The sequence below is a fragment of the Pantoea sp. JK genome (genome assembly GCF_026130245.1).
Lineage (GTDB): Bacteria > Pseudomonadota > Gammaproteobacteria > Enterobacterales > Enterobacteriaceae > Pantoea > Pantoea trifolii.
Genome location: NZ_JAINFN010000008.1, coordinates 191,568 through 204,550 on the forward strand (window position 1 = coordinate 191,568; position 12,983 = coordinate 204,550).

Below are 12,983 nucleotides of genomic sequence, written 5' to 3' on the forward strand. Positions count from 1 at the left end.
TGCAACTTACCCGTAGGGTCGCCATTTATGGCGACCTCCATTAATACCTATTTAAAATCCGCATACGGCGTCAGCGGTTGTGGTGGCATATCCATATCGCCGTTCCAGCCGGACATGGAGTAGCGCATGAAAATCAAACCGTGGCTTGGGGTGTAATCCTTCGCCTGTTGAATATCCATCGCCAATCCCACCGACCAGTGCGGCGTAATGCGTCGCTCCACCAACGCCTGCAGCGTGTAGCCAAAACCGGTACCCGAGCTGCTGTCTGAGGTAGGATTCGACGCCAGCGTGAAGCCCGGATTGACCGGATAGCGCTGCTGTCTATCGGTATGCGATTGTGACCAGGAAACCGAGCCGCCGAGATCAAATGACCAGTTTTCCGTGCGCTGGCGATAGGTCACCGGTACCGACAGCGAGAAATATTGCTGCGGGCTGTAATAGCCGCCCTGGCCGAAGGTGTAGTCGCTGAGATCTTTCTGGTAATGCCACAGCATGCTGTTCAGGCCAACGGTGGCGCGGCGATTATCTTCATTAATCAGCTTGTAGTAATAGCCCGCCATGAGGCGTTCGCGGCTATTATCTGCGACGTTATCACCGCTGAGTTGATGCGCACTGATATCGCCCCACACGCCATGCGCGCCGCCCTGATCGTAACTCAGCCCGAGCGAGCCGCCGGTTGCCACCACGCCGCCCCAGGTTTTGCCACCGTTCGCAGCGGGATCGCGTGCGCCTGCGTACGCCAGCAGCGAACTGGAGATTGGTCGGCGTGATGCGGTGAACGTCAGGCCAATGTCTTTGACGTCGGTTTTCCAGCTGACGCCGCCGACCCAGTTGCGGGTCTCGAAGCCGAGCGGCGTCGTGCCGACATCCGCCGACCATATATCGTTATGCCAGCCCACGCCCAGCGCGGTGCCTTCATCGCGCTGGTTAAAGTCGCGGCTGCATCCGCCAGAATTGTCATCATTACAGCTGCCGAATTGCTCGCTGTGGCTGCCGTTGGTGGTGGAGAAGGTGCCGGCTGAAACCAGCACATGATCCACGCGCACAAAGCTGCGGCCATCAGCCAGCGGCGTTTCTGCCTGCATCATGGTGGTATGCGCGGTGAAATCGGAGGTGCCACCGTTGCCTTTGTTGCGCGAGTAATCCTGCTCCAGTGTGAACGTGGTGTCCTGCTGGCGATACAGATCGCTGGCGTCGCTGCGGATGCTGCGTTTCAGCCAGTCATCCTGCGCCTGATTGCGGGTTAATGCCGTATAGCGATCGTTATCCTGTGGCACATCCGGGCTGATGCCGCTTGCGGCCATCGCCAGCTGATAATCCTGCTGCGCTTGTGCGGGCTGTTGCAACTGCGTGTCCAGCCGCGCTGCATCGCGATACACCAGCGCTTTTTCCTGCGACGGTGCCAGTTTCGTCGCGCGGGTTTTCAGCTCAGCAAACATCTGTTGGGCACGATCGGCATCGCCACTGTTTTGCCAGGCGATCGCCACGCGTCGCCCGCTGTTGACGCTTTGCTGCGCTACGCTCGGCGGCAAGGTTTGTAACGCGCGCTGCGCTTCCGCAGGTCGTTTCAACGCGATCAAGGCTTCGATGCGACCCAGCGCCGCATCGCCGTTTTTACTGTCTTGCTGCAGCACCTTTTGATAGCTCGCCAGCGCGCTACGGGCATCGCCGCGCTCCAGCGCCCAATCGGCCAGCGTGATATCGCGGCGAATGGAAGTGGGTTGCTGTTTCAGCAGCGCAATCGCCGCCGTTTCATCGCCGCGCGTGCGTAAATCACCGGCGCGGGAAAACACTTTGTCCTGCTCGAGACGATCGGCCAGCTCATGCATGTTGCTGTCCCAGCGCGAAGTGGGCAAGCGATGCAAAGTCGCCAGCGCCGCGTCATCGCGGTCGCCGGAAGCCAGCCACAGCGCCGACGCATACAGCGCGGCGGGTTCCTGAGGATGCTGGCGCACCATCGCATCCATCACCTGCGCGCCCTGGGTTTCTTCGCCGCCGTTGCGCAGCGCGCCAGCCAGTCGATAAGCGAGCCAGATATCATCAGGATTCGCCTGCGCCGCCTGGCGATATTTCTCCGCCGCCTGACGCCATTGACCTTGCTGCGCCAGCGTATCGGCTTCGGCCATCAGCGCATCGGTACGCAGCTGTAGCAGACGACTTTTCGCCGTGCTATTGCTGCGATCCCGCCGCAGCGCCTGCTGCCAAAAACTTTCTGCCTGCGCGGCGTTCTTGCGCGCCAGCGCCGCATCACCCAGGCCAATCAGCGCCCAGCTATCGCGATTATCCAGCGCCTGCGCGCTGCGGTAATAACGTTCCGCCGCTGCGATATCGCCTTTTTTCAGCGCCGCATCACCATTGTTGATCCCCAGCCAGTAGCGGTTGGTTTGCAACAGAGACTGCCACTTGCCGATCTGCGTGCTGGCCTGGCCGGTCTGAATCGCTTTCTCCAGCCAGCTAATGGCGGCGGCGCGATTGTTGGCTCGCGCCTGCGCCTGGCCCATCGCGCCCATCAGTTCGGCATCGTTAGGATTGGCTTTTAAGGCGGCATTGAGTGTGGCAATCGCATTTGCGCCGCCACCGGCATCCACCAGCGCCAAACCACGCATGCGCTGGCGATACGCGGGATCGGCGAGCAGTTTTTGCTGACGTGCCAGCTCTTGCAGACCGCGCTGCTGAGCATCGCCTTCGGTGAAGGTTTGCAGATATTGCTGCAGGCTGGCGACGCTACGTTCGCTCACCGGCTGATTCTGGATCTGCTGTAACCACAGCTCGGAGGCGGCATCGCGCCCGCCGTTGCGGTTGGCGAGACGACGCAGCTGCGTGAAGGCTTCGCCCGGCTGATTGTTATCAAACGCCATGCGCGCCAGCTGCAGCTCAACGCCGATGTTGCCGGGATAGCGCTGCTCCAGCGCCTGCAGCTGTTGATACGCTTGCGGCTGCTGGCCGGGCAAACGCGCCACCAACCGCCAATACTCCAGCTCGGTATTCACATCGGGGAACACGCCGTGGAACAGCGCGTCCCACGCGGCTTTGGCTTCGGCGACGTGTCCAGCGGTGGCCAGCAAGCGCGCCTGCTGTAACTGCTGACGACCTTCCGCAGTCACCAGACGCAATCCGGCTTCCGATTCGCGCGTGGCGGCGGCATTCGGTGCCACGCGCTTCAGTTCATCCAGCAGTTTTTGCGCTTTGGCCTGATCGCCCTGACGCAACGCCATGCGGATTTGCGCCGCCAGCACCTGCGGATTATCAGGATCGATTTTTTCCAGCCGATAGAGCGATTGCTGCACCAGATCGAGTTTGTTGGTCGATTCGCCGGTGCGAATCTGCATCAGCAGCCACTCGACCGGCGAAACCTGTGGACCGATCGGGGCGGCAGCCGAACCGGCCAACACCCCGAGCGTGCTGCCAATCAGCAATCCAAGCTGCAGTTTATTCATCGTCATCCAGCTCGGCCAGACGGCGACGGCTCACCATGCGCATTAAACGCCACGCCATCAGCGCAAACAGAATCACCACCACAACCGCGCAAATCGCCAGCCACACCGGATGCGTTGCCAGCAGATTCCACAGACGTTCCCACCACGGCAGGTGACCCACGTAATAGGTTTCGCCGACACGAATGCTATTCACGCCTGACTCACGGATCACCGCAGCGGAACCGAACACCGCCGCGCGTTTGCCGCTGTCGAGCAATGCATTATTCAGCAATTCCCAGCCGCGTGGGCTGTCGGCCAGCAGCGCCACGACGCTGCGTTGATCGTTAAACGGTGACTGGAAGCCAACAATGGCGCCCATCGGCCCGCGTGAGCTGATGGTGGTTTGGCTTTCCACGGCGCGTTCACTGTCAGAAATTGGCACGTTGGCCGCCGCATTGCTGCGTGCGGGCATGCTGATCCAGCTGCGTGCGGCATCGGCCAGCAGCGGGATCTTGGTGTCGTCCTGCAGATCCGGCGGAATGCCGCCGATCATCAACATGTCCGCATCCGCTGATTTCGCTTTGCTCCAGTCATCGCTCATCTGCACGCGCAGCGCAGGATAACCGGTTTGCGCGCCGATGCTGCCGAGCGCATTGAGCAGCGTGCTGACTTCGTCATTGCTCGGTTTAGGCTGCACCAGCACCAGCGTTTGCGCCAGATCGGCGTAGCGGCTGTACGGGAAACCGGCGTTGGCGAACGCACCCAGCGACGGCATTTCGATGTAGTGGCGATAGCCGGAGAAATCGATGCTCGAGGTATCGTCGATCACCACGTGATGTCCGACGGCGGTGACGGTTTCGCAGCGGCCATCGGCGGTGCCACCGATAAAGGTGTTGGCGTAATCAAAGTTAAAGCGCAGCTGATTCACCACACCGAGGCGCAGCGCCGGAATGGTCAACTGGCGATTGCTGTCCTGCAAACCCTGCATCAGCGGAATGCGCATCAGCTGCTGACCGGCGGTATCTTTCGGCGTCAGCGGATAATCCTGCATGAACTGATTGTTGAGATGCACCGCGAGGCGCGATCCATCCTGCTGAATCGGCGAGGTGTAGCGGTAGCGCAGATCCATATCGATACCGCGCGCGCGCACCAGGAACAGATCCGGCGGCAGATTCAGCGTCAGGCTGATTGGATTCGGCTGCAAGCCATCGCCCTGTAGCTGATTTTGATACTGCGTCAGCTCGGCAAAGGTAGTGCGGCGATCGGTGCGCACCCAGTTCGGTGCATCGTACGCCTGGCGCGCGGCCAGCAGTTTTACGCTGTCGATGGTTGAGGTGTCGCCGCGCAGCAGCAGCTGACCTTGTGCAATCCCTTCCACCGCAGTTAACAGATCCTGATCGTCGCGACCCAGAATCAGCAGCATCTTCTCGTACGGATTGTCCGGCTGATTGACCATCTCCACCGTCGGTTTCTCCACCGGCGGCAGGTCTTTCAGGAAGTCGGGACGATGATCGTTGGTGGCAAACACCACCGCATGTTGCTCTTTGGGCAGCTGGTTATACAGCACTGGGAAAGATTGTCCGCGCCACTGTGCTTTGCTGCCAAACCATGAAGCCAGAATCCCGGCCGCACGCTGTTGCAGCAGATTCGGCTGGGCGTTGAAGACCATCGGCAGCTGCAGCGGGCGGCTGTCGCGCGTATCAAAGAACGGCTCCGGGAAATGTGACAGGTCGTTCTTCAGCGGCAGCTTTTGCAGCGTCAAATCAAGTTTGCTGGCTTTGCCGATATCCAGCCAGATGGTGCTGTTGGCCGGGTTCTCACACACGTTGGCGTAGTGACCAACCAGTTCGAGGCGCACGCGGTTGAAGTCGCTGATAAAGCGTGGATCGATAGGGATCTGCGTTTGATTCTCTTTTCCAAGCTGATCGGCGGTGACGGTCACCAATCCCACCAGCTCATCGTTGAGATAGACCTTAAGCTGCGACAGCGTGGGAATCAGCGCTGGCGACGGACGATAGCTCAGATTCAGCAGCGCACGCGTCACCACTTCATCGCTGCGCACGCCAAACTCAATCTGACTGCTCGGTTCGGTTCCGCGCAGCGTCATGCTGCCGGGCGGTGGGGCGACCTGATTGAACACCAGCTGGCTGTCACGCAGCGGCGCGTTGGCGTCGACCAACGCGTTCACCTCCGGTAACGGCTGCGGCGCATTGAGGGCGCCAGAGGTCTGTGGCGCGGCCTGCACCACAGCTACGCAGCCCAGCATCAGGGCGGTGAACCAACTCAGTTTTTTCGTCATGGTCATATCATCAACTTAAGTAAAATCGGTTTTGATCGTCGCGGGCTGGCGGTCAATACGCTGCGGCAGCAATGTCGCCAGCCAGCTCACCAATGCGGTGAGGCCACGGAATACACGGCGCAGCGGCGCAGGGCCATACTCGGCCAGACGCAGATAGCCTTTAAAACCCAGCACCATAATGTCGGCCAGACTTTGCACCGGTTTGTCTTCCGGGAAGCCGTCCTGCCACAGCGCCCAGGTATCGGCGCGAGCGAAAGTGCACTGAATAAATTCAATGTGTTGGCGCGTGCTGAGTTGATGCAAACGAATGCCGGCGCGACGGCCAAACACGCGCTGCACCTGACACGGGAAGCTGAACTCTTGCTGACCACGGCGCAGCAGCAGCGACACGGTTTCGTCCTCTTTCAGCGCATCGGCTTCACGCAGCTCAACGCCCACGCCGCCATCGGAATAGTCGCGCAGCGTGCACGGCACCATGTGTCCATCCTCACGCGCGATGGCGGCGGGCATGGCGATTTCCACACGATGCGCTTCGCGGATTTGGCGCGCTTCAACCGACACCGCCACCGCGCCGCCGAGGATAATCATGTTGTAAATCACCCACACCAGGCTGACCCAAATGGTGAGCATTTCGTTGGCCGGACCGTACGCCATGCGCCAGAAGGCCATACCGATACCGGCGATATTCAGTAGCACCAGCATCATGTACGGTTTGGTAATCACCCAATCGAGATGACGCTCGGCCACCAATCCGCCTTTGGCGGTCACGTTGAACTTGCCTTTGTGCGGGTTGAACAGCGCCACCGTGGTTGGCCGCGCGATGTACCACGCCAGCACGGTTTCATACACTTCGCTCCAGAATGAATGTCGCCAGCGGCCCTGAATGCGCGAGTTGGTCAAACTGGTGTGCAGCATGTGCGGCAGCACGTAGATGGCGATCGCCAGCGCGGGCGCGTAGATGATGTAGGCGTGGAACAGCAGAAACGCCAGCGGTGCCAGCAGGAAGATCAGGCGCGGAATCCCGGCGAGAAAGTGCAGCATGGCGTTGGCGTAACACAGGCGCTGCACCAGCTTTAACCCTTTGCCAAACAGCGGGTTATCGAGGCGGAAAATCTGCACCATGCCGCGCGCCCAGCGGATGCGCTGGCCGATATGCGCCGACAAACTCTCGGTGGCCAAACCGGCAGCCTGTGGAATACGGATATACGCCGAGGTGTAACCCTGACGATGCAGGCGCAGCGAGGTGTGTGCATCTTCGGTGACGGTTTCTACCGCAATGCCGCCAATCTGATCCAGCGCGGTCCGGCGCAATACGGCGCAGGAGCCGCAGAAGAACGCTGCATCCCAGGTATCGTTGCCATCCTGCACCAAACCGTAAAACAGCGAACCTTCGTTCGGCGTCTGGCGGAAGCGGCCGAGGTTACGTTCGAACGGATCGGGCGAGAAGAAATGGTGTGGTGTTTGCAACATCGCCAGCCGATGATCTTTCAGGAACCAGCCCATCGTCAGCTGCAGGAATGAGCGCGTCGGCACATGGTCGCAGTCGAAAATCGCCACATATTCGCTGCGGCATACGGCTTTCAACGCATGGTTGATGTTGCCCGCTTTGGCATGTTCGTGAGTCGGGCGCACCACGTAATTGACGCCAACGCTGGCGGCAAACTCTCGGAACTCTTCGCGCGTGCCGTCATCCAGCAGGTAGATATTCAGTTTGTCCTGCGGCCAGTCGATGCCCATCGCCGCGTAGATGGTCGGTTTCACCACGCTGAGCGGTTCGTTGTAGGTCGGCACCAGAATATCGACGCTCGGCCACGAGGTAATTTCCGGCGGCATTGAGACCGGCTGGCGATTGAGCGGCCACAACGTCTGGAAATAACCCAGCACCAATACCGCCCACGCATAGGTTTCGGCACCAATCAGCAGCAGACCAAACGTCAGACTGAGCGGATCGTCCCAGTTGAGGGTTTCGGTATAGCGCCACCACAGATAACGGCAGGAAATCGTCAGCGATAACACGATCAACATGATGGTGGACAAGCGTCCCGGCACGCGCCGCACCAGCATCGCCAATCCCCACAACAGCAGCACGAAGACAAACTGCGTGGTGATGCCGAACGGTTGCGAAATGCACAGCAGCGCTAGCAGGCTGGCAACAATCGCCGCCACGAAAAACAGCAGCTGGCGCAACCACGCGGGCATCGCCTGAATACGTTGTTCGCTGCGCTGAGCGAAACGGTTATGTTCCAGCCGTGCCGGCAGCGCGCCGAGCCATTGATACAGGCGTTCACGCCAGCGAAACAGCGGCTTGACGCTAAAATTTTTACGCGTGCGCTTGTCGAGCGGCAAGACCAGCATCAGCCACAGGCTTTGCAGCGCATAGCGCAGCGGGTCAAGCGGGCGCGGGCGCAGCGGCGAAATTTGCGGATAGTAACGCTGACGATGTTGCAGGATGCGCTGCCAGCCGGGAGTTTCCAGCCGCAACAGCGACCACGCGAGCACGCACCACATCAGATGCAGTGCGATGGTGAAGCGGCCCGCGCCATACTGATGCGCCAGTTGAGCGCGGCGTTGCAGCGCCTGATACGCTTGCGGCATCAGCAGCCAGCGTAATGGATTCACGCCGCGCCTCCCGCCACATGCAGCAGCAGCCAGTTGGCCAGCGTGTTGATCTCTTCACTGGCCAGCGCATGCGGCCGATATTCGCCTACCGGCTGCTTCATCATCAGCGCTTCCGCCAGCGCTTCATCGCGGTGGATGACCTGAGGAACCAGGTTTTTCAGCGAGCTGATCCACAGCTGATGCAGATCCTGCTGCAGCTGGCTGTTGGCGTTGAACTGGTTGATCAGGAACAGCGTGTGCGCAGGAAAACGCGCGTGATGCAGACGCAACTGGCAGTTGGCATCCAGCGTTAGCACCTGTAGCAGACGATCGGCTGCGGCAACGAATGATCGCTGCCACGGCAACAGATCCGCTGGGATGTCGAAAATAATCCAGTCGTAGTGTGATTTCAGGGCCGGTAACGCATTTAGCAGCGGTGCGGCAAATTCTGAGTTGATAGTAGTGATGTGGGCGCGCTGTTGCGGCGTGAGTGCGCCAAACGGCAGAAAATCCAGCCTCGCTTGATAGCGCTGGGCGCACTGCTGCCACGCTTGCTGTTCGAGCAGCGCAGGTGCCCAACCCTGAGTGTGGCTGAGCGACAGATTAAAGTGGGCAGCCAGTTGATTTACCGGGGAAAAGTCGATAACCAGTACCGATTGCTGCAGCGCGTTAAACGCCCAGCCGAGCGCGGCGCTCAGCGAAGTGGCGCCACAGCCGCCACGCAATCCTTGTAATGCTATAACAGGCATTAACGTTCTGACTCCTGTGCGGCGCTTATTTCACGCAGCAATGGCCAGCGCGTCATAATGGTATTAAGTCGCGCTTCGCGGGCAATATCAATGTAGCGAAATGCCTTAAGGGAAAAGGCATCACTCAAAGCGTTGATGTCATCGTGCTCTTCGCTGCTAGCAGCATTCAGCGAAAATGCATTTTCTGTTTTCATTATTTTTTTGCCACCGAAAAATCGACAACGGATGAATTGTGATTCTATTTTTTGTAAAGTTTAAACCTGAAGTAAAGACAAATGCTATCCGCAGATCAATGTGATTTGCACTAAGGGGCTATTTTTTATTTCACCGGTTCCAATTGTGGCTGTGTGGATTAAACTAGCCTGGATTGTATCGATCGCGAATAAAATATGAAAAATCATTATGCGCTTGGCCTGCAGCAGATGCAGCAGGAATTAAATACTCTGCAGAATCCAGGGTTTTACTGGATTACTAGCCAGCGTCAGGAAGATGCAGGAATGCTTTTGCGTCAGGTGGTTAGCCAGCAAAAGGCGGCGACACTGATCAGTTCTGACGAGAAACCGCAGGCGCTGCTGACGCCCGATCCCATCGGGGGTCCGGCGCGTATGCCGTTATTTTCCTTACCAGCAAATAAAAGCAGCTTACAGCAACTGGAGAGTGATTTTTCCCGCGTGCTGAATAGCCGCAGTGGACTGGTGATTTTTTATAGTAATGCAGCGTTGTGGGGAAAACTATCACCCGATGAATTGGCCATTTGGCTTAAGCGCATGCGTCGATTGATAACTAAAAAACAAATCACGCTGTTAATGATCACCTCCGGCACGTCAATAATTCACTTACGTAATCATCTGCAAGCTTATTTTCGTCAGCTGGATGGTCTCGCGCATTTAGATTTTCAGCAGGACAGTTGGCAATATCGAATTAACTGGTGGTCTGCAGCAGATAAATTGCTGGCCGATCGTGCGATCCGTTTGATTTGCGGTGATAATCAATTTATTGCCGTAAATGACGCAGAACAAAATATTCCATTAAGCCGCAATGATGAAAACCAATTCCTTGCGCAAGAGGGTGTGCTGGAAGGCGCACCGCCACTTTCTGTGCAGTGGCAATTATTTAGTGACAACGAAAGCGTGTTCTCACGTGCTCAGCAGGCAAATGCGGCAACCGTCATCTTTAGCCTGGTCCATAACCAAGACATTAATTCTTTAGCAACCATGGTCCATAGTCTGCGCCGTTCACGTGGTAGCGCGCTTAAGATTGTGGTGCGCGAAATCAGTACCACGCTGCGCTACAGTGATGAGCGTTTGCTGCTGGCCTGCGGGGTGAATGCCATCGTACCAACGGCGGCCAGCCTGTCGCGTTTTCTTACTACACTGGAGGGGATTCAGGGGCAACAGTTCTCGCGCCATGTGCCTGCCAATCTCAACGCACTGATGCAGGCGTTGCAGCCTCTGCAGCAGAAAGGCTATTTACCGCTGGATGCGTTTTGTGCGGCGGTGCAGCAGCTAATGGCCAACACGTTGCTGCCGGAAAATGACAAAGGCTTGCTGGTGGCACTACGCGCGGTGCCGCAGCTGAAACCCGAACAGATTCTGACGCTGTGCAAACCGCGCCGATTCGGCGATTTGGTGACGCTGGTGAACGACCGCATCTATCTATTCCTCTCTTCGTGCCGCTTTAACGATTTAGATATCGCGCTTAAATCGATCTTCTCCTTGCCGCATGACGAGCTGTTTAGCAATCGCATCGTCTGGTTTGAAGATAATCAGATCGTGTCGGAGGCGGACAAAATTCGTCAGCTGACATCGGTGGTACAGCGCGACAGACAAGCCGCGCCGCTGGCCGCTGTGCCCGTCGCTGCGCAGGCCGATGTGCCTGAGCGCGGAGCACAAACGCCGCAGCCGATCACCCTCACCCTCAACCTCGATGGAGCAAGCCACTAATGACACTGATGGATTGGGTGCAGGTGGCGATCCTGCTGTTACTGATTTTACTGTTCCTGAGATCACTGTTTGGGCGCGGGCTCACGCGCAGCGGCACCAATCCGCTGCTGCGTTTGCTGCCGACGCGCGCATTGAAATCAGAAGGACAGTGGCAACGCAAAACCAATAAAACGGATAAACATGAATAACAGATTCACGATGCACGGTTCGTGGTGGCGCGGCCTCGGTGGCTGGAACTTTTACTTCCTGATTAAATTTGCGCTGCTGTGGTACGGCTACCTCAATTTCCACGCGCTGAGTAATCTGGTGTTTCTGGCGTGGCTGCTGTTCCCGCTGCCGAGCGCGCGGCTGCATCGTCTGCGTCAGTGGATTTCGCTGCCAATTGGCATTGCGCTGTTCTGGCACGATACCTGGCTGCCGGGACTCAGCTCGATCATGAGCCAGGGCAGTCAGCTGGCGGGCTTCTCGCCCAGTTACTTGCTCGACCTTGCCAATCGCTTTATCAACTGGAAGATGATTGGCGCGGCCTTTGTGCTGCTGGTGCTGTATCTGTTTGTCGCGCAGTGGATTCGCGTCACCGTGCTGGTGTCGCTGATGCTGATCTGGCTCAACGTGCTGACGATTGCCGGACCGGCAATGAATTTACTGCCAAGCAGCGCCGCTACGCCGACGGTGAAGCTCAACGATACGCCAGCGGCGAAAGCACCAGATGGCCTCGATCAATCCGCGCCGCCAACCAGCGCCAATCTTACCGCGTGGCTTAACCGTTTTTACGACGCCGAGCGCCAGCGTTCAACGCACTTCCCGGACGCATTGCCTGCCGATTCGCAGCCGTTCGATATTCTGGTGATCAATATCTGTTCGCTGTCATGGTCGGATTTGAATGTCGCGCAGTTGCGCAATCATCCGCTGTGGCAGCACTTCGATATTCTGCTCAACAACTACAACTCCGCCACCGGTTACAGCGGCCCGGCGGGGATTCGTCTGCTGCGTGCCAGCTGCGGCCAGAGCTCGCACAGCGATCTGTACAAAGCAACCGATCAGCGCTGTTATCTGTTCGATAATCTGGCCAAGCTGGGCTTTAAACAGCAGTTGATGATGGATCACACCGGCGTGTTTGGTAACTATCTCAAAGAGCTGCGCGAAGAGGGCAATCTGCAGGCGCCGTTGATGTCGCAGGCGGGCATCGCGCCGGAGGTGACGTCGTTTGATGGCTCTCCGGTATTCAATGATGCGCAGCTGATGCAGCGCTGGCTCGACGATCGCACCAAGAGCAGCGATGCGCGCTCCGCCACCTTCTATAACCTGATTCCGCTGCACGACGGCACGCGCGAGCTGGGCAGCACGCGCAGCGCCGACTGGCAGCCGCGCGCCAAAGTGCTGTTTGATCAGCTCGATGCTTTCCTGACTAATCTGGAGAAATCGGGTCGCCGCGTGATGGTGCTGGTGGTGCCGGAACACGGCGCAGCGCTGCAGGGTGACAAGATGCAGATGTCGGGATTGCGTGACATCCCAAGTCCGGATATCACCCATGTGCCGGTCGGCATTAAGTTTGTTGGCATGAAAGCACCGCATCAAGGCCAGCCGCTCAGCGTGGAGACGCCAACCAGCCTGATGGCGATTTCGGAAATCGTGTCGCGCGTGGTGGATGGTCAGGTGTTTAACGCGCCGAACGTCAATATGTCGGTGCTGACCGATAATCTGCCGCAGACGCCGGTGGTGTCCGAGAACGATAATGCGGTGGTGATGATGTATCAGGGCAAACCGTGGATCCGCCTGAACGGCGGCGATTGGGTGCCATATCCGCAGTAATCCGGAACGAGGATGAACCAGGTCGCCATAAATGGCGACCCTACAGGTTTTATATCGTAGGGGCGCCATTTATGGCGACCTGGCATGCATTTACTCACGCCAAAACCTGCATAATTCCGAATCACTTCATAAATAACCCAACTTACCGATTTTTCGCCTTTATCCC

Annotated in this window: 8 protein-coding genes; 3 read left to right on the plus strand and 5 right to left on the minus strand. The window is 58.1% G+C overall.

The features are described from left to right. Window positions 1-47: 47 nt before the first annotated feature. From bcsC to bcsR, 5 genes are read right to left on the minus strand one after another with little or no spacing between them, the layout of a single operon-like run. Window positions 48-3,437 carry a cellulose synthase complex outer membrane protein BcsC gene (gene bcsC / locus PanJK_RS17790; RefSeq protein ID WP_265301626.1) on the minus strand — a complete coding sequence of 1,130 codons (3,390 nt, stop codon included), beginning with the start codon at window positions 3,435-3,437 and terminating at the stop codon, window positions 48-50. Continuing rightward, window positions 3,430-5,715 carry a cellulose biosynthesis cyclic di-GMP-binding regulatory protein BcsB gene (bcsB, locus tag PanJK_RS17795; protein WP_265301628.1) on the minus strand — a complete coding sequence of 762 codons (2,286 nt, stop codon included), beginning with the start codon at window positions 5,713-5,715 and terminating at the stop codon, window positions 3,430-3,432. The genes bcsC and bcsB overlap by 8 nt, the downstream gene beginning before the upstream one ends. A 15-nt stretch (window positions 5,716-5,730) precedes the next feature. Further along, window positions 5,731-8,310 carry a UDP-forming cellulose synthase catalytic subunit gene (bcsA, locus tag PanJK_RS17800; RefSeq protein ID WP_414858951.1) on the minus strand — a complete coding sequence of 860 codons (2,580 nt, stop codon included), beginning with the start codon at window positions 8,308-8,310 and terminating at the stop codon, window positions 5,731-5,733. A 20-nt stretch (window positions 8,311-8,330) separates the two neighbouring features. Continuing rightward, a complete protein-coding gene (bcsQ, locus tag PanJK_RS17805) occupies window positions 8,331-9,062 on the minus strand; it encodes a cellulose biosynthesis protein BcsQ (RefSeq protein ID WP_265301633.1) in 732 nt (243 codons plus the stop codon). After that, window positions 9,062-9,256, minus strand: coding sequence for a cellulose biosynthesis protein BcsR (gene bcsR / locus PanJK_RS17810; protein ID WP_256698009.1), 195 nt, complete (start codon window positions 9,254-9,256; stop codon window positions 9,062-9,064). Before bcsR ends, bcsQ begins: the two co-directional genes overlap by 1 nt. Before the next feature lie 195 nt (window positions 9,257-9,451). On the opposite strand from bcsR, the gene bcsE reads away from it, so the two are divergent. The 3 genes from bcsE to bcsG are packed head-to-tail and all read left to right on the plus strand — an operon-like array spanning window position 9,452 to window position 12,817. Continuing rightward, a complete protein-coding gene (gene bcsE / locus PanJK_RS17815; RefSeq protein WP_265301636.1) occupies window positions 9,452-11,005 on the plus strand; it encodes a cellulose biosynthesis protein BcsE in 1,554 nt (517 codons plus the stop codon). Beyond that, window positions 11,005-11,193: a cellulose biosynthesis protein BcsF gene (locus tag PanJK_RS17820; protein ID WP_008105667.1), complete on the plus strand. Its 189-nt coding sequence runs from the start codon at window positions 11,005-11,007 to the stop codon at window positions 11,191-11,193. The genes bcsE and PanJK_RS17820 overlap by 1 nt, the downstream gene beginning before the upstream one ends. Continuing rightward, window positions 11,186-12,817 carry a cellulose biosynthesis protein BcsG gene (gene bcsG / locus PanJK_RS17825; protein WP_265301638.1) on the plus strand — a complete coding sequence of 544 codons (1,632 nt, stop codon included), beginning with the start codon at window positions 11,186-11,188 and terminating at the stop codon, window positions 12,815-12,817. Before PanJK_RS17820 ends, bcsG begins: the two co-directional genes overlap by 8 nt. The last annotated feature ends 166 nt before the right edge of the window (window positions 12,818-12,983 follow it).

Bases quoted from the DNA above. Each gene is read 5' to 3' on its own strand.
- bcsQ (WP_265301633.1), bottom strand. From the start codon at position 9,062: ATGCCTGTTATAGCATTACAAGGATTGCGTGGCGGCTGTGGCGCCACT.
- bcsG (WP_265301638.1), top strand. From the start codon at position 11,186: ATGAATAACAGATTCACGATGCACGGTTCGTGGTGGCGCGGCCTCGGT.
- bcsR (WP_256698009.1), bottom strand. From the start codon at position 9,256: ATGAAAACAGAAAATGCATTTTCGCTGAATGCTGCTAGCAGCGAAGAG.
- bcsC (WP_265301626.1), bottom strand. From the start codon at position 3,437: ATGAATAAACTGCAGCTTGGATTGCTGATTGGCAGCACGCTCGGGGTG.
- bcsA (WP_414858951.1), bottom strand. From the start codon at position 8,310: ATGCCGCAAGCGTATCAGGCGCTGCAACGCCGCGCTCAACTGGCGCAT.
- PanJK_RS17820 (WP_008105667.1), top strand. From the start codon at position 11,005: ATGACACTGATGGATTGGGTGCAGGTGGCGATCCTGCTGTTACTGATT.
- bcsE (WP_265301636.1), top strand. From the start codon at position 9,452: ATGAAAAATCATTATGCGCTTGGCCTGCAGCAGATGCAGCAGGAATTA.
- bcsB (WP_265301628.1), bottom strand. From the start codon at position 5,715: ATGACGAAAAAACTGAGTTGGTTCACCGCCCTGATGCTGGGCTGCGTA.